General features: G+C 65.0%; 21 protein-coding genes. All 21 read right to left on the bottom strand.

The window, feature by feature from the left end:
• Window positions 1–51 precede the first annotated feature (51 nt).
• Window positions 52–648 (bottom strand): riboflavin synthase, encoded by a 597-nt coding sequence (locus CU_RS04955; protein ID WP_012360230.1) that lies wholly within the window; start codon window positions 646–648, stop codon window positions 52–54.
• Window positions 649–710: 62 nt separating this feature from the next.
• Window positions 711–1,784, bottom strand: a complete 1,074-nt coding sequence (gene ribD, locus CU_RS04950) for a bifunctional diaminohydroxyphosphoribosylaminopyrimidine deaminase/5-amino-6-(5-phosphoribosylamino)uracil reductase RibD (RefSeq protein WP_012360229.1) — start codon at window positions 1,782–1,784, stop codon at window positions 711–713.
• A 28-nt stretch (window positions 1,785–1,812) separates the two neighbouring features.
• Window positions 1,813–2,499, bottom strand: a complete 687-nt coding sequence (rpe, locus tag CU_RS04945) for a ribulose-phosphate 3-epimerase (RefSeq protein WP_012360228.1) — start codon at window positions 2,497–2,499, stop codon at window positions 1,813–1,815.
• Between the two features lie 14 nt (window positions 2,500–2,513).
• Window positions 2,514–4,055, bottom strand: a complete 1,542-nt coding sequence (locus CU_RS04940; protein ID WP_012360227.1) for an RsmB/NOP family class I SAM-dependent RNA methyltransferase — start codon at window positions 4,053–4,055, stop codon at window positions 2,514–2,516.
• Entirely contained in the window at window positions 4,052–5,041 is a 990-nt protein-coding gene (gene fmt, locus CU_RS04935) for a methionyl-tRNA formyltransferase (protein ID WP_012360226.1), read from the bottom strand. The genes CU_RS04940 and fmt overlap by 4 nt, the downstream gene beginning before the upstream one ends.
• Window positions 5,042–5,542: a peptide deformylase gene (def, locus tag CU_RS04930; RefSeq protein WP_012360225.1), complete on the bottom strand. Its 501-nt coding sequence runs from the start codon at window positions 5,540–5,542 to the stop codon at window positions 5,042–5,044.
• Window positions 5,543–5,551: 9 nt separating this feature from the next.
• A complete protein-coding gene (locus tag CU_RS04925) occupies window positions 5,552–7,690 on the bottom strand; it encodes a primosomal protein N' (RefSeq protein ID WP_012360224.1) in 2,139 nt (712 codons plus the stop codon).
• Window positions 7,691–7,759: 69 nt separating this feature from the next.
• The gene (metK, locus tag CU_RS04920) at window positions 7,760–8,965 is read right to left on the bottom strand and encodes a methionine adenosyltransferase (RefSeq protein ID WP_012360223.1); all 1,206 of its coding nucleotides are present in this window, start codon (window positions 8,963–8,965) and stop codon (window positions 7,760–7,762) included.
• 120 nt (window positions 8,966–9,085) lie between these two features.
• Entirely contained in the window at window positions 9,086–10,366 is a 1,281-nt protein-coding gene (gene coaBC / locus CU_RS04915; protein ID WP_012360222.1) for a bifunctional phosphopantothenoylcysteine decarboxylase/phosphopantothenate--cysteine ligase CoaBC, read from the bottom strand.
• A gap of 18 nt (window positions 10,367–10,384) precedes the next feature.
• Window positions 10,385–10,666: a DNA-directed RNA polymerase subunit omega gene (rpoZ, locus tag CU_RS04910; RefSeq protein ID WP_012360221.1), complete on the bottom strand. Its 282-nt coding sequence runs from the start codon at window positions 10,664–10,666 to the stop codon at window positions 10,385–10,387.
• Window positions 10,667–10,839: 173 nt separating this feature from the next.
• Entirely contained in the window at window positions 10,840–11,415 is a 576-nt protein-coding gene (gene gmk / locus CU_RS04905; RefSeq protein WP_012360220.1) for a guanylate kinase, read from the bottom strand.
• Between the two features lie 3 nt (window positions 11,416–11,418).
• Window positions 11,419–11,745 carry an integration host factor, actinobacterial type gene (gene mihF / locus CU_RS04900; RefSeq protein WP_012360219.1) on the bottom strand — a complete coding sequence of 109 codons (327 nt, stop codon included), beginning with the start codon at window positions 11,743–11,745 and terminating at the stop codon, window positions 11,419–11,421.
• 202 nt (window positions 11,746–11,947) lie between these two features.
• A complete protein-coding gene (pyrF, locus tag CU_RS04895) occupies window positions 11,948–12,796 on the bottom strand; it encodes an orotidine-5'-phosphate decarboxylase (RefSeq protein WP_012360218.1) in 849 nt (282 codons plus the stop codon).
• A complete protein-coding gene (carB, locus tag CU_RS04890; protein ID WP_012360217.1) occupies window positions 12,796–16,128 on the bottom strand; it encodes a carbamoyl-phosphate synthase large subunit in 3,333 nt (1,110 codons plus the stop codon). Before carB ends, pyrF begins: the two co-directional genes overlap by 1 nt.
• Before the next feature lie 67 nt (window positions 16,129–16,195).
• A complete protein-coding gene (gene carA / locus CU_RS04885; protein ID WP_012360216.1) occupies window positions 16,196–17,350 on the bottom strand; it encodes a glutamine-hydrolyzing carbamoyl-phosphate synthase small subunit in 1,155 nt (384 codons plus the stop codon).
• A gap of 60 nt (window positions 17,351–17,410) precedes the next feature.
• Complete coding sequence (locus CU_RS04880; RefSeq protein ID WP_012360215.1) at window positions 17,411–18,778, bottom strand: dihydroorotase; 1,368 nt, start codon at window positions 18,776–18,778, stop codon at window positions 17,411–17,413.
• Between the two features lie 24 nt (window positions 18,779–18,802).
• Window positions 18,803–19,747 carry an aspartate carbamoyltransferase catalytic subunit gene (locus CU_RS04875; RefSeq protein WP_012360214.1) on the bottom strand — a complete coding sequence of 315 codons (945 nt, stop codon included), beginning with the start codon at window positions 19,745–19,747 and terminating at the stop codon, window positions 18,803–18,805.
• Window positions 19,747–20,382, bottom strand: coding sequence for a bifunctional pyr operon transcriptional regulator/uracil phosphoribosyltransferase PyrR (gene pyrR, locus CU_RS04870; RefSeq protein WP_012360213.1), 636 nt, complete (start codon window positions 20,380–20,382; stop codon window positions 19,747–19,749). Before pyrR ends, CU_RS04875 begins: the two co-directional genes overlap by 1 nt.
• A gap of 175 nt (window positions 20,383–20,557) precedes the next feature.
• Complete coding sequence (gene nusB, locus CU_RS04865; protein ID WP_012360212.1) at window positions 20,558–21,304, bottom strand: transcription antitermination factor NusB; 747 nt, start codon at window positions 21,302–21,304, stop codon at window positions 20,558–20,560.
• A 25-nt stretch (window positions 21,305–21,329) separates the two neighbouring features.
• A complete protein-coding gene (efp, locus tag CU_RS04860) occupies window positions 21,330–21,893 on the bottom strand; it encodes an elongation factor P (protein WP_012360211.1) in 564 nt (187 codons plus the stop codon).
• A 92-nt stretch (window positions 21,894–21,985) separates the two neighbouring features.
• Complete coding sequence (locus tag CU_RS04855; protein ID WP_012360210.1) at window positions 21,986–23,071, bottom strand: M24 family metallopeptidase; 1,086 nt, start codon at window positions 23,069–23,071, stop codon at window positions 21,986–21,988.
• Window positions 23,072–23,147 lie beyond the last annotated feature (76 nt).

The raw sequence follows: 23,147 nt of genomic DNA, 5'->3' as shown, positions 1-23,147 counted from the left end.
CGGGTGGCTTTAGGCTTGTCGAATTCTTCTTTGTGGTTCTGTTGCGGCGGGTCAGCGGTCGAGCATGGCGCGGACGTATTTCGCAAGCACGTCGCATTCGATATTGACCTTATCCCCCGGCTGGAGTTCGCCCAGCATCGTGGCCTCCAAAGTGGCAGGGATGAGGCTGACCTCGAAGAGTCCATCGGCTAGTTCCGCGATGGTCAGGGAGGTGCCGTTGATTGCAATCGATCCCTTTTTCACCAGGTAGGTGGCAAGTTCCGGATCGTCAAGCTGGAAGCGGAAGACCTCCCAATGCTCAGAGGGCACGCGGTCCTGCAAGGTAGCGGTGCCGTCGACGTGTCCCTGGACGACATGTCCGCCGAAGCGCCCCCGGGCGGACATCGCGCGCTCCAGGTTGACGGACGCCCCCTCGGAGAGTGTGCCCAGCGAAGTGTAATCGAGGGTGACCTTCATGACGTCAGCGGTGAAGCCGGTGTCGTCGAAGTCGGTGACGGTCAGGCAGACGCCATTGACGGAGATGGAGTCTCCCAGGTCGGCATCGGAGACCACTCGCGATGCGGCGACGCGGATGCGCGCGGCGTCGGGAAGACTCTCGATCTTCTCGACGTGACCGATCTCTTCGATGATTCCGGTAAACACAGCCATCCTCTCTGACGTCGGGGCCAAAACTACCAATGATGATATATCTTCTTGCGCTTACGCACGGGTCAATCCCCGGTCTGGCGTTGCGCCAGCCAGAGGATGTCCTCGCCGATGCGCTGCACGCTGCGCGTGGCGAAGCGCTGCAGATCCGTGATCGACGTACTGCCGATGCCGCCGTCCCCCAGTGCGGGCAGACCGCGCGGCAGCCAAGCGGGGGCCAGATAAGCCCGGATCTCGTCGACCAGGCCGTGAGCAAGGAAGCTTCCCGCAAGTTCGGGTCCGCCCTCCACCAGCACATCCGAGATGCCTTGCCGGCGCAGCGTCGTTAGCGCCGCCTCGAGGTCCCGGGTGGGAAGATGCTGGCCTGCTAGAGCGTGCGCGCCGGGCTGGAGGAGGCGGGCGCTGGAGGGGATCTCCCGCTGCCCTACTGCGAACCGCAGTGGCTGTCTGGGGCCTTCCACCCCGCCGGGGCGGGCGGTGAGCTGCGGGTCGTCGGCCAGGACGGTTCCGGTGCCCACCAGGATCGCTTCCCGGTACTGCCGGTCTGCGTGAACGTCCGCGCGGGCAGTCGGGCCGGTGATCCACTGGCTCGTGCGGTCTGTGGCAGCAGCCATGCCGTTGAGGGTGCTAGCGAATTTCAGCGTCACGTGTGGTCGGCCCAGGTACGCGGCGCGTAGCCAGGGCTCGACGCTAAACCGGTGCTCCCCCAGGTGGAAGGGCTCAAGGTAGGGGCCACTCACGGTCACACCTGCAGCTCGCAGGCGCTCGCCTCCCCCACCCTCGGCCTTGCCCGGGTCCGCGAAAAGATAGTGCACTTCCGCGACTCCGGCAGCGATGAGGGCTTCCGCGCACGGTCCAGTACGTCCGGTGTGGTTGCAAGGCTCGAGGGTGGCGTATGCGGTGGCGCCAGCTGCGCGCGCGCCGGCGGCCTGCAGCGCAACCACCTCGGCATGCCTACCGCCTGCCGGTTCGGTAGCGCCCCGGCCAAGAATCGTGCCGGCCGAGTCCACGATCACGCAGCCCACCGGCGGGTTCGGCCGCGTGCTGCCCGCAGCCTGCCAGCCCATCTCGTCGGCGAGCACAAACTCTGCTGGGAGGTCCGCTGGAATCTCGGTACGCGACGGGCTCGTCCCCTGCATTGCTGTCTGATACCCGTGCTGGGGGCTGTTAGGCACCAGCGTTGGCCTCCGCGGCCGCGCGGATCTCGCCGATTGCCTGGTTGCGGTCCTCCTTGCCGAAGACCGAGGAACCCGCGACGTAGACGTCAACCCCGGCCGCAGCGGCCTGAACCGCGGTCTCCGGCCCGATGCCGCCGTCGATTTCGATGAGGGTCTCCAAGCCCTCGGCGTCGATGCGTTCCCGCAAAGCGCGAACCTTGTCCAGCACCTCGGGCATGAACTTCTGCCCGCCGAAGCCCGGCTCCACGCTCATCACCAACACGAGGTCAAACTCCGCTAAGTGCTCCAGCAGTGGCTCCACCGGGGTATTTGGCTTGACGGACACACCGGCCTTGGTCCCGGCAGCACGCAAGGCGCGAGCCAGAGCCACGGATTCCTCGACTCCGCCGGCAGCCTCCACGTGGAAGGTGACGTTGTCGAAGTCGGTGTACTCCTTCACCCAGCGCTGCGGGTCCTCGATCATGAGGTGGACGTCGAGGAACTGCTCGGTCTTCCCAATCAGGGACTTGGCGACCGGGGCTCCGAAGGAGAGGTTGGGGACGAAGTGGCCGTCCATCACGTCGATGTGCACCCACTCGGCGTCCGAAATGGCGCCCACCTCCGCGCCCAGGGCGGAGAAATCCGCGGCGAGGATGGAGGGGGCGATGATGGTCTGCTGTCCGTTGGCTGTGCTCATAACACTCACTCTACTTAGGCTTTTCTGATGCCCGCGATAAACATCGCGTCGGTGCCGTGGCGGTGCGGCCACAGCTGGATATAGGGTCCGACCGCTCCCCCGGCAGCTGCTGCGGCGGCCAGCGCCGGCACCTCGGCGCCCAGATCGATGGGCTCGGCCCCAGTGTCGCGGCAGAAGGAATCCACCAGCTGCGTGGTCTCCAGCGGGTGCGGTGAGCAGGTCGAGTAGATGACCACCCCGCCCGGTGCGGTGGCCTCCCACGCCGAGCGCAGCAACTCTCGCTGAAGGGGAACCAGCTCGGTGACGTCCGTCTCCTGCTTGCGCCAGCGAGCCTCCGGGCGTCGACGCAGCGCACCCAGACCGGTGCACGGGGCGTCGACGAGGACACGGTCGAAACCCTCCTCAGGAAGTTCGAGGTCGCGAACCCCCGCGAGGTTCCGCCCGTCGCCGGTACGAACCCGCACTGGCAGCTCCTTGGTGGATTTCGCGACGAGCTCAGCGCGGTGGGCGGAGATCTCAGTGGCGTCCACCGTGGCCTGCTCTGCCTGCGCCCACGAGCCGATGAAGGCAGTCTTGCCGCCCGGTCCTGCGCACAGGTCGAGCCAACGGCCGCGGTCCTCCCGCCCCAGCGGTGCTTGAACCAGAGCCAAGGAAATTAACTGGGACCCCTCGTCCTGGACGCTCGCCAGGCCCTGGGTGATCGCCTCGAGCTCGCCCGGTGCACCCGAATCCAGGTAGACCGCGTAATCAGACCAGCGGCCCTGCTCGCCCCCGGTGATGAGCGCGAGCTCCTCGGCGGAGATCTGCCCTGGTCGGGCGGCTAGGTGCACCGTGGGGCGGGCGTCATCGGCTTCCAACGCCTCGGCCAGATCAGCTGCGGGCTTCTCCGAGCTCCCGCCGAGCGACTGGTTGAAGGCGGCGGCGATCCACTCGGGGTGAGCGTAGCGCAGCGCCATGTTGGCCAAGTCCGAACCGGGAGCCACCCGGTCCAGCCATTGTTCGGGTGTGCTGCGAGAAATCGTGCGCAATACGCCGTTGACGAAACCGCTAGCCTTGCCGCCGCCGTTGGCCTTGACCAGCTCTACCGAGGTGTCCACCGCGGCGTGAGGCTCGACCCGGGTGCGGAGCAGTTGATAGGCACCGATGCGCAGCGCGTCGAGCGCTACCGAATCAATCTTCGCCACGGGCCGTCCCGCAGCCTTGGCGATGATCGCGTCGAGCAGCCCGGTTGCCCGCAGCGTGCCGTAGGTCAGCTCGGTGGCGAAGTTCGCATCCCTGCCACTGATCCCGCGCTCTCGCAAGACGGCGGGCAGGGCGAGGTTGCCGTAGGCGTCCTCCTCGGTGACTTGCCGAAGCACGGCAAATGCGGCGTCGCGGGCCTTATCCCCGGTCCCGGCCCGTCGGCTCTTTTCCTGGCGGTGTTCCGGGCGACGCTGCTGATAGCCCCGAGCCCGCCCCGATTCGCGTTGCTTAGCACGTCCGGTGCCGCGGGAGGCCGTGTTGGGGCGTGCCTTGCCGCTACGCGCGGACTCGGACCTCGAACGAAAAGAACTCATTTAGCCGTGTCTTCCTCGATATCAAAGCGTGGGGACTGAGCCAGCAATTCCTGCTGACCTCGGGCCCAATCGGCGGCCCGCATCATCTTCTTGCCCGGCGGCTGGATCGTCTCCACCAGGAGCGGAGTATCGCCGGTGCCGACGAGCACTCGCGTCTTATCTGCCCACAGCTGGCCGGGAGCCAGCTCCGGGAACTCCTCCCCTTCGGCTACCGGTAGCATCAGCCCAAACTTATAGCGCTGGCCATCCAGCGTGCACCACGCACCCGGTGCTGGGGTGTGGGCACGGGCGCGGCGCTGAATCACCTTCGCGGGTGCAGAGAAATCGATGCGCGCGTCAGCAGGGTGAAGCTTCGGGGCATGCGTCGCCCCCTCCTCTGGCTGCGGCTGCGGGGTGGCGCTACCTTCGCCGAGCTCCACCAGGGTGTCGGCCAGCAGCGACTTGCCGGAATTAGTGAGCTCGATGAGCACTTCCTCGGCGGTCTCGCGGATTCCAATCTCATAAGCCTTCTTCGACAGCATCGGACCGGTGTCCAAGCCCTGCTCGATGCGGAAGATTGTCGCACCGGTCTCCTGGTCGCCCGCGGCGATGGCTGCCTGTACGGGAGCGGCACCGCGCCAGCGTGGAAGCAGGGAGTAGTGCAAGTTCACCCAGCCGTGCTCAACAGCGTCGAGCAGGTCGGCCGGGATCAGGTTGCCGTAGGCCACCACGGCCACCGCTGTGGCGCCCGCCTCGCGATAGGCAGCCAGGGTCTCGCGGACAGCCGCTGCGTCCTCGGAGCTGGCCCCGAGGGAATGCCACTTGTGCACTTTCAGTCCAGCGCCCTCGGCGACCTCCGCGACGGGGCTGGGATGCAGGCTCCGGCCTCGCCCGCGTCGAGCGTCGGGTTGTGTGATGACCCCGAGGACCTCCAGCCGCGGATCAGTGAGCAGGTGCTCCAGAACGATAGCGGCGGGCTTGGGTGTGCCAGCAAAAAGAATCTTCATCTAAAACCACTCCGAGCGTCGAATGTCTGCCATGGCTTGCTTGCGGTCCTCCGGCGAGAGGTGCTTCAGGAAAAGCACACCGTCCAGGTGATCGGTTTCGTGCTGTACACAGCGAGCCAGTAGACCTGAGACCTCCATGTCGACCAGCTCGCCATCCAGTGTCTGTCCACGCAGTCGCACAGTCTCCGCACGCTGGACCTCGCCGCGGATCCCGGGGATGGACAGGCAGCCTTCCGGGCCCGTTTGTGTCTCCTCGCCGACCGATTCCCAGGTGGGGTTGATGACGTGCCCACGGTCGGACTCGCAGTCGTAGACGAAGACGCGTTTGGTGACTCCGACCTGGTTCGCGGCCAGGCCGACTCCACCGTGATGGTCCATGGTTTCCAACATGTCCGCCACAAGGGTGGCGAGGGCAGCGTCGGAAGAAAAATCGGCCTCGACCTCGGCAGCAGGAGTGCGGAGGACGGGGTCGCCGAAGTAGCGCAGGGACAGAACAGCCATGGGGATACTCTATCCGATACGTACCGGGTCCATGACCACGCGTAGGGGTGCGGAGTGCCGCTGGGAGGAGCGCACAGCAACGGCACTTTTCAGGGCACTGCCCAAGGAAAGCGCATCAGCGTGCGGCACGCGAATGATGAGTCGGCGGGCCTCATCCGCATGGCCGCTAGACAGCCCCGCGGGAAGCCTGACTCCGGCTGGAAGTTCGACGGGACCCAAAAGTTCCGCTGATTCCGGCAGCTCCCAGGCCTCCTCTAACTCGGCCAGGCTGGCGGGGATGCCATCCACGACCGCCACCACCACTACCGGCGGGAACTGTGCCTCAGCCCTGCTGGCCAACTCTGCGGCGGCTGAAGCATCCGGGTTCCAGCGGATGAGTTGTTGGATCACGCCAAGCCGGTAGTCCCCGGCCACGATGACCCGGCCTCCGTCCTCGCGGGGTGAGACGAGTGCGGCAGCACCCATCCACTGACGCAAGGCGTTCTCCTCTGCCCGCAGATCCGCGCGGGTCAGCGGCGCCCAGGGGTCCAAGATGATCGCCGCCCCATAGTGCCCATTGGGCTGCTCGGGTGGCGCATCGGGGGCACGGAGGATCGGCTCGGCCCCTGGGGTGGCGACGACGATGCGGCGCCCGGGCGGGACGAAAGTTTTTACTTGTTCTCCGCCCGAGGTCGTCACCGGTACGCCGGGGAATGCGCGGCCCAGCTCCTCTGCAGTGCGGTCGTGGCCCACCACGCTCATGCGTAATGCGTGATTACCGCAGTTGGTGCAAGTAAAAGTCGGGTGCAGATGTCCGCACCACCGGCACGTGGGAGCTGATTGTTCCTTCGCCTGTGGCAGCTCGAGCGGGCCATTGCAGTTCCGGCAACGGGCCGGTGTGCGGCAGCGTGCACAGGCCAGCGCAGGGGCGTAGCCGCGGCGCGGCACCTGGACCAGCACGGTGCGGTCCGCATCCAATGTCTCGCGGATCGTGGCGAAAGCCAGGGCCGGAAGCCGGCTTCCCGGGGCGTGGCTTTCTGCCTCGAGTTGGCGTTCGGTGTCACCGAGTCCACGGATCCAGGGCAGCTGGGCGCGCAGAGTTTCGGGCGTAGGACGAATGGAAGCCAACGCTCCTGCCGCGACCCACTGCTGAACCTCGGCGGTGCGGTGGTGACCGATGATTGCCAGTGCGGCGGATTCACTTTGGCTGCGCGTCTTCGCGACCTCCCTGGCGTGGAGGTAGGGAGCTCGGGGGTCGACAAGCATATCGTCCCCCTCTCCCAATACGATCACCAGGCCGAGGTCTTTGAGTGGCGCAAAGACCGCATTGCGGGTACCGACGACGATCCTCGCCTGGCCGAGCACGATGGAGAGAAAACGCCGGTAACGCACGTGCGAGGACTCCGCGGCTGTCATCTGGAGCACCTGTTCGGATGACGTCCAGGCGGCCAGGGCCTCGCTAACCCGGTCCACGAGCCGTTGATTTGGGGCGATCACCAGCGCCGTTTTCCCGGCCCATGCGGTGGCAGCGGCAAGGACAGCGGCCAAGCGGGCGTCGTCGTCCCCGGGGGCGGTGAGCAAGGACATCCGCGGTGTGGCGTCCTCATCCAGGAGGGCCGCCAGGAAGCGCGGCCCGAAGTGATACTTAGAAAGCGCGGCCTCGGCATCACTCCGGGCCTGGGCCCGCAGCTCGGCTACGGGCTCCAATGGAGAGTAAAGGTCCTCCCACGCCTTGCCTGCCGCGAACAGCCCGGCTTTCTCGGCGCTCGCGTGGCGGGGCGGGATCGCGGCCCGCAGAACATCCGCCCGGGTACCAGCAGCGCGTTCGGCGAGCTGATTAACGAGGCGCCACATGTGCTCCGGCAGCAACCGAATCGGGCTAATAACCCGCTCCAACGGACGCAGCTTTCCGGAGTGGTCGCTGCTCGTACGTCGCTCGATGATGAAGCCGTCCACGAGGCGTCCATTAAACCGAATACGCACCCGTACGCCGGCTTGGGCGTCGTCGTCCATCTCGGCCGGGACCTCGTAGTCGAAGAGACGGTCGAGGTGCGGCACTCCAACCAGTGGCAGCACCCGGGCGATCCGGCGAGGCCCGCGTCCCGCACGGGCAGCGAGCGGCTTACCATCACCGGGGATGGCTGTGGCTGGCTGTGCGGTCGTATTCATGAGCTACAGGCTAGCCGACGGCGAAGACACCCCCGGTGGGCGCCCGAACACGCGCCCTGAGAGCCGCCGTTAGTTGCCTCCAACCGCCTTCTTGAGCTCCTCGACCTTATCGAGGCGCTCCCATGGCAGGTCAAGATCATTGCGGCCGAAGTGGCCATAAGCGGCGGTCTGAGCGTAGATCGGGCGGAGCAGATCCAGCTCGCGCAGGATCGACGCCGGACGCAGATCGAAGACCTCGGCGACGGCGCGCTGGATGTCCTCCACCGGCGCCTTCTCTGTGCCAAAGGTTTCCACATAAAGGCCGACGGGGCGGGCCACACCGATCGCGTAGGCCACCTGAACCTCGGCGCGATCGGCCAGACCTGCAGCCACGATGTTCTTCGCCACCCAACGCGTCGCATAGGCGGCAGAACGATCCACCTTCGACGGGTCCTTGCCGGAGAAAGCGCCGCCGCCGTGACGAGCCATGCCGCCGTAGGTGTCGACGATGATCTTGCGACCGGTCAAGCCGGCATCGCCCGCTGGACCGCCCAAGATGAAGGAACCCGAGGGGTTAACCAAAAGGTTCAAGTCCTCCGTTACGAAGGGCTTGAGGCTCTCGTCAGCCAGCACGTGACCAACCACGTGCTCGGACAGGAGCTCCCGCAGCTCGTCCTGGGTGCGCTCCGGGTCGTGCTGCGTGGAAATGACGACGGTGTCCAGGCGCACCGGGGTGCCAGCATCGTCGTACTCGAAGGTGACCTGGGTCTTGCCATCTGGGCGCAAGCCGGTGACGATCTCTTCCTTCCGGACCTCCGTCAGGCGACGGGAGAGGCGGTGGGCAACGGAGATCGGCAGCGGCATGTACTCAGGGGTCTCGTTAGTCGCGTAGCCGAACATCAGACCCTGGTCGCCTGCGCCTTGACGGTCGTCCTCGTCGGTCGAGGAGGAACCGCGGACCTCGTGAGATGTGTCCACGCCGGCCCCAATCTCTGGCGACTGCGCACCGATAGAGACAGAGACACCACAGGTGGTGCCATCGAATCCCATGTCGGAGGAGGTGAAACCGATCTCCTTGAGGGTGTCGCGCACCAGCTGCGGGATTTCAACGTAGCCAGAGGTGCGTACCTCGCCGACGACGTGGACGAGGCCGGTGGTCACCACGGTCTCCACGGCGACGCGAGCCTGCGGGTCCTCGGTGAGCATGGCGTCGAGGATCGTATCGGAGATCGCGTCACAGATCTTATCCGGGTGCCCCTCGGTCACGGATTCGCTGGTGAATAGGCGCTTAGACACTAGTTATCTCGCTTCTATCGTTCGTATTCTTGGTTCGGCCCGTCGATGGCAGGCGGCGGGCGACGACCTGGACGGTGAACTAATCCAATAATAATAGACCAAGCGGTCTAGATTTGCACGTTAGGTGTTCGGCAGCGCGTTGAGAATCGCTCCGGCTACCTCAAGCTTATGCCCGGCCGGTACTTCGCGAACCTCCAGCGCCTCCGGATTGTCGGAGCCGAACGGGTTGGTGATCAGCCACCCCGCGGAGTCTTCCTGACCGAAGACCTTACCCCTGCCTACCGCGTTCGCCATCAGCAGGTCGCAGCCCTTGCGGAGAAACTTCCGCTGAGCATGTTCGAGAGGCGTGGATTCCGAGTCACCGGTCTCGGCGGCGAAGCCAACGATGCGCAGCCCCTCTGGCAGCTCCCCTGCCCGTCGCAGTTCGACAAGACCTGCCAGGATGTCGGGGTTTTCTACCAGCTCGATGACCTCCAGCTGGTCCTCGCCGCCCTTCTTCAGCTTCGAGTCGGCTTGTTGCGCAGGGCGGTAGTCCGCCACTGCCGCCGCCATGATGACGACATCCGCCTCCCGGGCAGCCTGCTCAGTCGCGTCCTTCAACTCCAAGGCACTGCTGATTCGGGTCACCCGCGCACCAGAAGGCGTCGGCAGGTCCTCGGTGTGCCCCGCGATCAGGTGAACGTCGGCGCCGCGCTGTGCTGCGACGTCAGCCAGGGCGTACCCCTGGCGGCCAGAGGAGGCGTTGCCCAAAAAGCGCACCGGATCGAGCTCCTCGTGCGTGCCGCCGGCGGTGACCACCACGCGGGTGCCGACCAAGTCCTGGTGGAAGATTCCCGGCTGGGCGTGGGCTGCCAGTGCCAGGGCTCCGATGTGGTCGGGCTCAGGCAGTCGACCAGGTCCGCTATCCTTACCGGTGAGGCGACCGTGGGCCGGCTCCAGCACCGTTATACCCCGGCTACGTAGCGTGGCCACGTTGTCCTGGGTCGCCGGGTTCTCCCACATCTCGGTGTGCATCGCCGGGGCGATAACAACCGGGCAGGTTGCGACGAGGCAGCTCGCGGTGAGCAAGTCATCCGCGCGCCCCATACGCAGCCGCGCCATAAGGTCAGCCGTGGCCGGGGCGACGACAATGAGGTCAGCCTCCTGCCCGAGACGGACATGCTGCACCCCGGAGACGTCGTCCCAGACGGTCGTGCTGACCGGATTACCGGATAGGGCTTCCCAGGTGGCAGCGCCCACGAAGTTCAGGGCGGATTCGGTGGGAACGACGTGGACATTGTGTCCCCGTTCCGTGAAATAGCGCACGAGGTGGGCCGCCTTAAACGCAGCAATGCCGCCCCCAACACCCACCAGGATGCGGAGCGGCTTGCTCGTATTATTCTTCGAAGCGTTATCAGTCACACGTGACAGGATAGCCTCTTAGCCCTCGGTGTGCTCCAAGAGATCCGCGTTAATCTCGCGCAGGGCGATGGACAGTGGCTTCTCGTGCATCTCCGGGGTCACCAGCGGGCCAACGAACTCCAGCACACCTTCGTCGATGCTCTGGAAGTAGTCGTTAATCTGGCGCGCGCGCTTAGCTGCGAAGATCGCGAGGGCATACTTCGAGGACACCTTGGTCAGGAGCTCGTCGATCGGCGGGTTGGTGATGCCGACTGGCGGATCGAAAACCGTCTCGTTTGAGTTGACGTCCTGATTTTCCACGAAATGCACCTATTCTTTCGATTACTTCATTAAGCCGCGTCTTTAACCCCACGACGGCTTTGGGGAAACTATATCTTAATCGCCCTAAAGCGCCTAACCCCACGCCCACGTCGGTGGGTCGCGGGGTGCGGAAGCAGGCGCCGTGGGGCCGTTTGTCTCGGAGGCGAGGTCCCCTAGGCCTTCGGCACCAGGATGTCGCGGATTCCTGCGACGGCTTCGTCCACATCCGAGTTAACGATGACGTGGTCGAATTCACCCTTAGCGGCCAGTTCCCCGCGGGCGGTCTCCAGGCGACGCTGGATCACCTCGTCGGACTCGGTGCCGCGGCCGGTCAGTCGGTCCACCAGCACCTCCCAGGAAGGCGGGGCGAGGAAGACGGTGTGTGCCTCCGGCAGAATCTTCTTCACGTTTCGCGCCCCCTCGAGGTCCACCTCAATGAGGACGGGATGCTGGGCAGCCATGGCGTGTTCCACCGGCTTGCGGGGCGTTCCGGAGAGCTGCAGTCCACCGTGGATCTCAGCCCATTCGAGCATGAGGTCGCTGTCGATGTTGGACTGGAACTCGTCTCGCGTCACGTAGAGGTAGTCACGACCGTGTACCTCGCCGGGGCGAGGGTCGCGCGTGGTCATCGAGACGCTGAAGAAGAGGTTCGGAACCGACTCGCGAAGCTTCGAGACCACCGTGGACTTGCCAACGGCGGACGGCCCGGCGAGGACGACCACGCGACCGCGGCCCGATTCCTGCGTCATGGCTTAGGCCTCTGGGTCGAAGCCGAAGTGCTCCAGCAGAGCGCGACGCTGACGGTCGCCCAGGCCACGCAGACGGCGGGTCGGGGCGATCTCGAGCTGGTTCATGATTTCCTCGGCCTTGATCTTGCCGACCTTCGGCAGGGAGACCAGCAGAGCGGAGACCTTCATCTTGCCCAGGATCGGGTCGGTCTCGGCGTCCTTCAGGACCTGCTGCAGATCGGTGCCGCCGCGCTTGAGCTTCTCGCGAAGTTCGGCGCGTGCCTTACGTGCCTCGGCAGCCTTCTTCAGGGCCTCTGCACGCTGCTCCGGGGTCAGCTGGGGAAGTGCCACGGGATTCCTCCGTACGTAATCGTTTTTTGAAAATCTTGTGGAATGTCTTGCATTTTAGCCAATCAGCGTGGGGCTGCTGGCTGGAACACCCCTTTTAAGGGCGTTACTTGCTTAAGAAAGCAAAGCACGAAGGTGAATCCTAAGGTGCTTTTGCCGTGGTGGCAACTGCGACGCGCGGATTCACCTCGACTACACATGCGGGCTACAACTGAAGTTCCGCGGCGAAGCGGCGGGCGGCGGCCTGCAGGTTCGGCTCCTCCGGCCCTTCGTTCAGGACCGCGCGGGAGACATTAGGGCTAGCGTAGCGTGCCGCCTGCCCGCAAATGCGCCGCACATCGGCCATCGTGCCGCCTTGGGCACCAACGCCGGGCATGAGGATCATGCCGTTGACGTGGTCGAGTACCGGAGGATCATCCACCGTCGCACCGACGACGACGCCAACGTTTCCGGGCCTGTCCCCCGCGTTGAGTTCGGCGACGCGGTCGCACACCGCCTGAGCCAGCGTGGTGCCAGACTGGGTCTGGGACAGCTGCACAGACGACGCCTCCGGGTTGGAGGTCGCTGCCAGAACGATGGCGCCCTTGTTGTACTCAGCAGCCAATTCAAACACCGGGGCTAGGGAATCCACCCCGAGCCACGGGGAGACCGTCAACGCGTCTGCTTCCAGCGGCGAACCGGGCCTCAGCCACGCGTTGGCGTAGCCCGCCATCGTGGAACCGATGTCGCCACGCTTGGCATCGGCGATCACCAGCACCCCGGCCTGCCGCAGCTCGGCCATCGCGTTCTGGAGGATCTCGAAGCCTGCTGCCCCGAAAGCCTCATAGAAGGCCACCTGTGGCTTGACGACGGCGACAGTATCCCGAAAGGCAGCTACCGCAGTATCGGTGAATTCTTTCAGTCCAGCCAGATCATAAGTCAAGCCCCAGCGCTCGAGGATGTGCGCATGCGGGTCAAGCCCCACGCACAACGGCCCTAGCTCGGCAGCCCGAGCCAGGAAGCGCTCGCCGAAGGTTTGCGACTGGTCTGCAGCCTGCCCCACCGGCGTGGTCATTAGTGCTCCACTTCCTGGATCGGGGTCACCGTCGTGTCGTGGTCCAGCAGTGCCTCGATGCCCTGCACCGCTGCGACGGTTCCTTGAACGGTCGTCGCGCACGGCACACCGCTGTTCACAGAAGCCGCGCGGATCTCGTAGCCATCGGTGCGCGCGTCAGCGGAACCGGCCGGGGTGTTGATGACGAGGTCGATCTCGCCGTCGCGGATGTAGTCCACGACGTTGCGGGCATTCTCGCCCTCGCCACTGGTGTCGGAGACCTTCGCGACGACCTCGCACTCCACACCATTGCGACGCAGCATGCTTGCGGTGCCCGCGGTCGCGAGAACGTTGAAGCCCAGGGAGGCCAGTCGCTGGATCGGGAGGATCAGGGTGCGCTTGTCGCGGTTGGCGACGGAGACGAAGACGTTCCCCTTCGTCGGCAGCGCACCATAAGCACCCTCCTGGGACTTCGCGAACGCGGTACCGAAGTCCGAGTCAAGGCCCATGACCTCACCGGTGGACTTCATCTCCGGGCTCAGCAGCGAGTCCAGCACCTTGCCCTCGAAGCTGCGGAAACGGTTGAACGGCAGCACGGCTTCCTTGACTGCGATCGGGTGACCGATCGGCAGCGAGCCGCCATCGCGATCGGAAGGAAGGATGCCCTCCTCCTTGAGCTCGGCGATGGAAGAGCCCAGCATGATGCGGGCAGCGGCCTTGGCCATCTGCACGCCCGTGGCCTTGGACACGAACGGGGCGGTGCGGGAGGCGCGCGGGTTGGCCTCGATGACGTAGAGGATATCGTCCTTCAGCGCGTACTGGACGTTCATCAGGCCCTTCACACCGATGCCCTGGGCCAGCTTGCGGGTAGACTCCCGGACCTTCTCGATGTCCTGCTCCCCCAGCGTCATCGGAGGCAGCGCACAGGCGGAGTCGCCAGAGTGGATACCGGCCTCCTCGATGTGCTCCATCACGCCGCCGAGGTAGACGTCCTCGCCATCGCAGAGAGCGTCGACGTCGATCTCGATCGCGGAATCCAGGAAGCGGTCAACCAGGACCGGGTGCTCGTCGGTGATCTCCGTGGCGCGCGAGATGTAATCGCGCAGGCTGGCCTCGTCGTAGACGATCTCCATGCCACGGCCGCCGAGGACGTAGGACGGACGGACCAGCACCGGGTAGCCGATGTTTGCGGCGACCTCACGGGCTTCCTCGAAGCTGGTGGCGGTGCCGAAAGCCGGGGCCGGCAGCTCAGCGTCGCGCAAGACCTTGCCGAACTCGCCGCGGTGCTCGGCCAGGTTGATGGCCTCCGGGGTGGTACCGACAATCGGCACGCCGGCGTCGGACAGGCGCTGCGCCAGGCCCAGTGGGGTCTGGCCACCGAGCTGGACGATCACGCCCGCGACAGTGCCCGACTCAGACTCCGCCCGGTAGATCTCCATGACGTCTTCGAAAGTCAGTGGCTCGAAGTACAGGCGATCGGCAGTGTCATAGTCGGTGGAGACGGTCTCCGGGTTGCAGTTGACCATCACGGTCTCGTAGCCGACGCGGGAGAGCTCGAGGGCAGCGTGGACGCAGGAGTAGTCGAACTCGATACCCTGGCCGATGCGGTTCGGGCCGGAGCCCAAGATGATGACCTTTTCCTTATCCTTCTGCGGCTCAACCTCGGACTCAGCGTTCGGGTCCAGCTCATAGGAGCTGTAGTGGTACGGGGTCTTCGCCTCGAACTCGCCGGCACAGGTGTCCACGGTCTTGAAGACTGGGTGGATGCCGAGGGACCAGCGCAGTGAACGCACGCCGTCCTCCCCTGCGAACTCCGGGCGCAGGGCGGCGATCTGGCGGTCGGACAGGCCCAGGAACTTCGCGTAACGCAGGAGATCCACGTCCAGGACCGGCGCGTCGATCAGCTGCTGGCGGAACTCCACCAGGGCCATGAGCTCATGCAGGAACCACGGGTCGATGCTGGAGGCCTGGTAGATCTCATCAACGGTCGCGCCGAGACGCATGGCGAGCTCGACGTCGTAGAGGCGACCCTCGGTCGGGCGCTTGAGGTCTTCGAGGACGGCTGCCTTGTCGGTGGCACGTTCGCCCGCGAAGTCCTCATCCGGGACAGTCCAGAAGCCGGCCTGCTTGGTTTCCAGGGAGCGCATGACCTTGTTCAGGCCGGTGATGTAGTTACGGCCGATGGACATTGCCTCACCGACGGACTTCATCGTGGTGGTGAGAGTGTCGTCAGCACCCGGGAACTTCTCGAAGGCGAAGCGCGGGGCCTTGACGATGACGTAGTCCAGGGTCGGTTCGAAGGCAGCCGGGGTGACCTGGGTGATGTCGTTGCGGACCTCGTCGAGGGTGTAGCCGATCGCCAGCTTCGCAGCGAGCTTCGCGATCGGGAAGCCGGTGGCCTTGGATGCCAGCGCGGAGGAACGGGAGACGCGCGGGTTCATCTCGATCGTGATGATCCGGCCGTCCTTGGGGTTGATGGCGAACTGGATGTTGCAGCCACCGGTCTCCACGCCGACCTCGCGCAGGATGGCGATGCCCTGGTCACGCATGATCTGGAACTCGCGGTCCGTCAGGGTCATGGAAGGGGCGACGGTGACGGAATCACCGGTGTGGACGCCCAGGGCGTCGACGTTTTCGATGGATGCGACGACGACCACGTTGTCCTTCCCGTCGCGCATCAGCTCCAGCTCGAATTCCTTCCAGCCGAGGATGGACTCCTCGATCAGGACGTTGGCCTCCGGGGACGCGGCAAGCCCCCCGCCGGCGATGCGATCCAGGTCCTCGTAGTCGAAGGCCAGGCCGGAGCCCAGGCCACCCATGGTGAAGGACGGGCGGACGACGACCGGCAGGCCCAGCTCGGCGACAGTCTCGTGAACCTCGTCCATGTTGTGGCAGACGCGGGAGCGGGCGGAGGACCCACCGATCTTCTCGACGATGTCCTTGAACTTCTGGCGGTCTTCGCCACGCTCAATGGCGTCGATGTCTGCACCGATGAGCTCGACGCCGTACTTGTCGAGGATGCCGCGACGGTCCAGCTGGATCGCGGCGTTGAGCGCGGTCTGGCCGCCGAGGGTGGCCAGCACTGCGTCAATCGGGTGGCCCGCTGCCTTCTCCTTGGCGAAGATCTTCTCGATGTACTCGGGCTGGATCGGCTCGATGTAGGTGTGGTCGGCGAACTCCGGGTCGGTCATGATGGTCGCCGGGTTGGAGTTAATCAGGGTGACGCGGAGGCCCTCTTCCTTGAGCACGCGGCAGGCCTGGGTACCGGAGTAGTCGAATTCGCAGGCCTGACCGATAACGATCGGGCCGGAACCGATGACGAGGACGTGGTTGATGTCTTCACGACGTGGCATGAATGTTTCTCTTTCTGTTGGGCGTTGTGCTGCTGGATGCGTTCTGTGCTGTGAAAAAGGCGCCGGCTTAGGCCTTCTTCTCCTGCTCCAACAGGTTGAGGAAGTGGTCGAACAGGGGGTTTGCGTCGTGCGGGCCGGCGGCGGACTCCGGGTGGTACTGCACCGAGAAGGCGCGTCCGCTGGTCAACGCCACACCCTCGACGACGTCATCGTTGAGGCAGATGTGGGTGACCTTGGCGGAACCGAACGGCGTGTCGAATTCCTTCTCCAGGCCGCCGGCGGGTGCGGCGAGAGCGAAGCCGTGGTTCTGGGCGGTGATCGCGACCTTGCCGGTCTCGAGGTCCTTCACCGGCACGTTGGTGCCGCGGTGGCCGAACTTCAGCTTGTAGGTGTCCAGGCCGAGGGCGCGGCCGAAGATCTGGTTGCCGAAGCAGATACCGAAGAAGGGAATGTCGGCCTCGAGCACCTTCTTGACCTGCTCCACCGTGTGGTCGGCGGTAGCCGGGTCGCCCGGGCCGTTGGAGACGAACACGCCCTGGGCGTCGTATTCGCTGAGGTAGCCCTCGAGGGTGGAAAATTCGGTGTCAGCCGGGATGACGACGGTGCGGATGCCACGCTTGGCGAACTCGCGTGGCGTGTTGGTCTTAATGCCCATGTCGTAGGCGAGGACGGTGTACTTGCGCTCCCCTTCCGCGTCGACGACATAAGGCTCGTTGGTAGTGACGTCCGCGGTCAGGTCCGCACCACTCATCGACGGCTGCTCCTTGACCTGAGCGATCATCTCCTCGTCGGTGCCGAGGGCGTCGCCGGAGAAGATGCCGGCGGCGATGGACCCCTCCTCGCGCAGGTGGCGTACGACGGAGCGGGTATCCACACCGCAGATGCTGACGATGCCCTGCTCCTCGAGCTCCTCGTTGAGGCTGCGCTTGGCCCGCCAGTTGCTGACGGTGTTGGAGAGGTCGCGAATGACCAGGCCGGCCGACCAGATCTTGCCGTCGCGGGACTCGGAGTCCTCGTCGTTCCATCCGGTGTTACCGATCTGTGGTGCGGTGAGCACCGTGATCTGGCGGTGGAAGGACGGGTCGGTGAGGGTCTCCTGGTAGCCGGTCATGGCGGTGGTAAACACTGCCTCGCCGAGGGTCTTGCCGGTCGCGCCCATCGCGAAGCCGCGGTAGATCGTGCCGTCTGCGAGAACCAGTGCTGCTGGAGTGTGAGTCTGCATATCTTTAGTCCTTAGTTTTTCTTTCAAGGTCAGTTGCCGATTCTTGGGTGAATCGCGCAGCTAGTCCGTTTTCACAGGGTTGCCGTTGCGGCATGTCACCTTGCCACGCAGGATCGTCGTGGATACTCGGACCGGCATGGGCATGCCTTCGTAGGGGTTGTTCTCGGACTTGGAGGCCATCTCCTTGGCCTCGGCGGTCCAGCTGGCGTTGGTGTCCACCACGCACAGGTTCGCTGGCTCGCCCTCGGCGATCGGGCGGCCGTGGCCCGGCAGCTTGGTGATCTCGGCGGGACGCTCGGACATCACCTTGGCGACGAAGCGCCAGTCCTGGTCACCATTGATGACGAAGAGATCCGCGATGATCGCCAGGGAGGTCTCCAGGCCGAGCATGCCGGGACGGGCCTGGTCGAATTCGCAGCACTTCTCCTCCGAGGAGTGCGGGGCGTGGTCGGTGGCCACGCAGTCCACCACACCGTCGATGAGGGCCTGGCGCAGGGCCAGCGTGTCCCGCTCTTCACGCAGCGGCGGGTTCACTCGGTTCACGCCGTCGAAAGTCTCCAACCGGGAATCGGTGAGGATCAGGTGGTGCGGGGTGACTTCGGCGGACAGCGGGATATCCTGGCCCTTCGCCCAGCGCAGCAGCTCGACGGTGCCTTCCGTCGAGGCGTGGCAGATGTGGATCCGGCCGCCGTAGTCGCGGGCCATGAGGGCGTCGCGGGCGACGATGGATTCCTCCGCCACTCGTGGCCAGCCGCGAAGCCCCAGGCGGGCGGCGGTCTCGCCTTCGTGGGCCACCGCCCCCTCGGTCAGGCGGGGCTCCTCACAGTGCTGAGCGAGCAGCACGTCCATGCCGCGGGAGTACTCGATGGCTCGGCGCATCAGGCGCGGATCGTCGACGCACTTGCCGTCATCGGAGAACATGCGCACCTTGGCATCGGAATCGGCCATCATGCCGAACTCGGTGAGTTCCTTACCTTCCAGTCCCTTGGAGATGGAGCCGACGGGGTGGACATCACAGAGGTTTGTGTTCTGGCCCTTGTACCAGACGCTTTCCGCGATGGCTGGGTCATCCATGACCGGGGAGGTATTCGCCATGGTGAACACGGCGGTAAACCCACCCTTCGCAGCAGCAGCGGAGCCGGAGGCAATGGTCTCGGTGTCCTCGCGGCCCGGCTCGCGCAGGTGAACGTGCATGTCCACCAGGCCCGGCAGGAGTACCTGTCCAGAAAGGTCGAGCACCTCAGCCTCAGCCGGAGCCTCGGTGGAGAGATCTGCACCGATCTTGGCGATCACGCCGTCGGAGAGAAGGACGTCCTGGGGCTCGCCTTCACCATAGATGAGCACGCCCTTCAGCAGCACCGCGTTCTCGGCGCCCGCCGGGTGCGCAGCCAGTGGGCCAGTCGGGGGAAAGTTCTTGTTGTCGACCATAAAAATCGCTTGTCCTTTCTGGCCTTAAGCGTCTGTCTCGGTCTCGGAGGCGGAGTGGCCGCCGATCAGCAGCTGGAAGAGGATCGCCATGCGGACGTGGACACCGGCGGTGACCTGCTGGAGCACGACGGTGTTCGGGGCGTCCGCGACGCTGTAGTTGATCTCCATGCCGCGCAGCATCGGACCGGGGTGCATGACGACCGCGTCCGGCTTCAGCATGGCGTGGCGGGCCTTCGACAGTCCGTATCGGGTGGCGTACTCGCGGTGCGAGGGGAAGAAACCACCGTTCATGCGCTCCGCCTGGACCCGCAGCATCATGACCGCGTCGGCGCTCGGCAGCTCCGCGTCAAGATCGTGGCTGACGCGCACGCCCCAGTTCTCCACCCCGATCGGAAGCAGCGTCGGAGGTGCGACGAAGGTGACGTCCGCGCCCAGAGCATTGAGCAGCTGCGCGTTGGAGCGGGCGACGCGGGAGTGCAGGATGTCACCGACGATCACGACGTGCTGCCCCGACAGATCACCCCTTTGGCGGCGCAGCGTCGTGGCATCGAGCAGCGCCTGGGTGGGGTGCTGGTTGGAGCCATCGCCAGCGTTGATCACGGCCGTATCGCCGATGAAGTTGGCAACGTGCTGCGCCGCTCCGGAGGACGGGTGGCGCATGACCAGCGCATCGGCGCCGATGGACTTCAGCGTCAGTGCCGTGTCCCGGAGGGACTCGCCCTTCTTCACGCTCGAGGAAGACGCGGAGATGTTAATGACGTCCGCGCTCATCCACTTCCCCGCCGTTTCGAAGCTGGCCCGGGTTCGGGTGGAGTTCTCGTAGAACATCGTGAACACGGTGCGTCCCCGCAGGGTCGGCAGCTTCTTGACCTCGCGGCCCTTCAACGCCTCGGCGAAGCGATCCGCCTCGTCCATGATGCTCAAAATCTCATTCGGAGTGAGATCGGAAATGCTAAGCAGATTCTTCACTACGCACGCCCCTTGTCTGCAGCGGGCGGTACCTGCCCGCCCTGATTCGCTGGTTGCTGGTCGGCGGGTGTGGTCGATCGGGTCAGGGTGACCTCGTCGCGGCCGTCGAGCTCGTGGAGAGCGACGGTGACGTCCTCGGAGGCTGCCGTCGGAATGTTCTTGCCCACGTAATCGGCGCGAATCGGCAGCTGCCGGTGACCGCGGTCAATCAGGACGGCCAGCTGAACGGCATCGGGTCGACCGAGATCCCGGAGGGCGTCCAACGCGGCGCGGATGGTGCGGCCCGAAAACAGGACGTCGTCGACCAAGATGACGGTTGCGCCGTCGATCCCCTCGTCCGGGATGATCGTGGGCTTGAGCGCACGGTGCGGGCCGCGCCCCAGATCGTCCCGGTACAGCGTGATATCCAGCGAGCCTTGGAACACATCCACGCCACTGAATTCGCTGATCTTTTTCTGCAGCCGCTCCGCGAGCGGCACTCCCCCAGACGGAATACCCAAAACCACGACCCGCCGGGCGGATCCGCTGTCTAGAGCCGTCTTCTCGATGATTTGGTGCGCGATGCGTGCGACCGTGCGATTGACATCGTCCGGGTTCAGCAGAACCACGGAATGACTATCGACTGTCGGATTCATCGTGACCTCCTTTCCCGCCTCTCTGTGCGGTCTGTTAAAGGATGCCTCTGAAAGAAAACCTTTCATGTGAACGATAGCACAAAGCACTACCCCCGGCTGCGCGGGGCAACCGGGGGTAGATGGGTGAGAATCGATCATTCGCCAGCACGGATGTGCCGCTGAAAAACCTCGCGTTTTACACGGAATCCTGGTTTTCGGCGGCGGTGCTTTCAGCAGGGCCCGCCTGGCTGTCTTCGGGGCCTTCGGTGGCTGCGTCCGCTGCCTGCTCGGCCGGGTCTGCGATCACGGAATCAACCAGCGCGTCGATGCCCGCCAGCTCAGTCGTAGTGCCACTCTCGGACCCCGACTGCTCCTGCTCCCGCTGGGCGGCCAGGCGATCAGCCATCGCGGCGTCCGCGTCTGTGGCCACGCCGTCGAGCACAGCGTTGACGTAGTCCGGGGCCTTGACGTGGGAGTACTCGCTGGCAAGCTCGATCCCCTCGGACAGAGCGACACGGTGCGGAACGTCCGCGTTGAACATCAGCTCCCACGCCGCCACGCGCATGACGGCGCGGTCCACGGCGGGGATGCGATCCAGGGTCCAATCGCTGGTGAGGTGCACGGCGATGGCATCATCGATCGCGTCGAGGTTGCTTGCCACGCCGGGCACGATCTGGGAGGTGTACTCCGGGATCGGCTTGATCTGGTTTTCCTGATCCTTGGCCAGCTCCGCGCGCTCTTCCATGATGTCGACCGGGTCGATATCGCGGAACTCCGCCTCGAAGAGGATGTCCACGGCACGGCGGCGGGCCTTGTAGCGCGCACCACGCCGCTTGAAACGCGCAGCCGAGCGCTCATCCTTCGAGCCAGACCCCTTCCCCGCAGACTGCGGGTCGTGGTTCTGAGGGCGCGAGGAGGGCGTCGGCGACTGTGGTTCAACCATGAGGAAGTATCAGGCTCCTGGGGTGTTACTGGGTGACGCGGGACAGGTACTCGCCGGTGCGGGTGTCCACCTTGACGACGTTGCCGGTCTCGATGAACAGCGGCACCTGGATCTCGGCACCGGTCTCCAGGGTGGCTGGCTTGGAGCCGCCGGTGGAGCGGTCGCCCTGCAGGCCCGGGTCGGTGTGCTCGATCTTGAGGTCAACGTTGGCTGGCAGCTCAGCGAACAGTGCCTGGCCGTCGTGGAAGGAAACGTTGACGCGGGAGTTCTCCAGCAGGAACTTCGCGCCGTCGCCCATGAGCTCCGGCTGCAGCTCGACCTGCTCGAAGGTCTTGTCGTCCATGAGGACGTAGGCGGAGCCGTCGTTGTACAGGTAGGTCATGTCGCGACGGTCAACGGTGGCCTGCTCGACCTTCACACCTGCGTTGAAGGTCTTGTCCACGGTCTTGCCGGAGACGACGTCCTTGAGCTTCGTGCGCACAAACGCCGGGCCCTTACCTGGCTTGACGTGCTGGAACTCCACGATCTGTTGCAGCTTGCCGTCGATCATCAGGACCATACCGTTTTTGAAATCTGCAGTGGTTGCCACTAGTTCAGGCTCCTCTATTCTCGTTGAGATTTTTTTGCGCGCACGTCGACGCCCGAGGTCTCAGGCGTTCTCGTTCGACTTATTCTAACACCTTAAACGATGCGCAGATCAGTGCTGGAGGCGTTGCAGCTCTTGGCACCATCGGCAGTGACCACGTAGGTGTTTTCGATGCGCAGGCCGGTCTTGCCCGGGATGTAGATCCCCGGCTCCACGGTCAGCGTCATCCCCTCAGCAAGCGTCACTGATCGGTCAACACGGGAGTTCGCCGACGGCGCTTCGTGGACGTCCAGGCCCACGCCGTGGCCCGTCGAGTGCACGAAGTACTCGCCGTAGCCCGCATCGGTGATGATGTCCCGGCAGGTCTTATCGATATCGAACAGGGCGGTTCCCGGGGCGACGGCCGCGGCACCAGCCCGCTGCGAGCGCAGGACGACGTCGTAGAGGGTGGCGGAGAGCTCGTCCGGCTCCCCTACGCAGACGGTACGTGTCTGGTCGGAGGCGTAACCGTCCAGGTAGATGCCGAAGTCGACGGTGACCAGACCCGGCACGATCGGGTCGCGGGAGACACCGGCGTGTGGCTTGGTGGCGTTGACGCCCGAAGCCAAAATGGTGTCGAAGCTCAATGCTTCCGCACCAGCCTTGCGCAGGCGGTATTCCAAGTCCGCTGCGGCCTCGATCTCCGTGCGGCCCTCGCGGATACCGCCATCGTCGAGGAATTCCTGCCACACCGCGTCCGCGAGTTCCCCTGCTGCCTCCAGGGCGGCGATCTCCTGGCTGTCCTTAACCAGACGCAGCTCCTCGACGATGCCGGCTGCCACCTCCGGTAGCGGGCCGTCTGCGGCAAGTGTCTTTGCCTCGCCAATGCTCAGGCTGGACTCCACGGCAAAGCCGGTGACTTCAGCTCGCTCCGGCACCTGTTCGAGCAGCTTGTTCTCGATAAGGAGCTCGATATCCTCCGGCTGGCCGGTCTCAATCTCCACCTGGGTGGCGTAGCGGCCATCAGTACCGAGCACCCCCCGGCCATCCGGTTGCTGGAGATAGACCGCGTTGGATCCGCTGAAACCGGTGAGATAGCGAACGTTCTTCAGGTCAGTCACCAAAAGGCCAGGCAGGTCGCGCTCCTGTAGGCGTGCGGCCAGCTTCTTTCGGCGCTCGGTGTATCGCTGAGTCTGGGTCATTCGCGCTCTCCTTCGATCGGTCCGTGTCCCGCGCTAGGGTTAATCACTCCCACGCTACTCCCCTGCATGTCCCGGC

The sequence above is a fragment of the Corynebacterium urealyticum DSM 7109 genome, from assembly GCF_000069945.1.
In the GTDB taxonomy this organism is placed as follows: domain Bacteria; phylum Actinomycetota; class Actinomycetes; order Mycobacteriales; family Mycobacteriaceae; genus Corynebacterium; species Corynebacterium urealyticum.
Note: the sequence above shows the minus strand (reverse complement) of the source record. Positions and strands in the feature narration are given on the sequence as shown.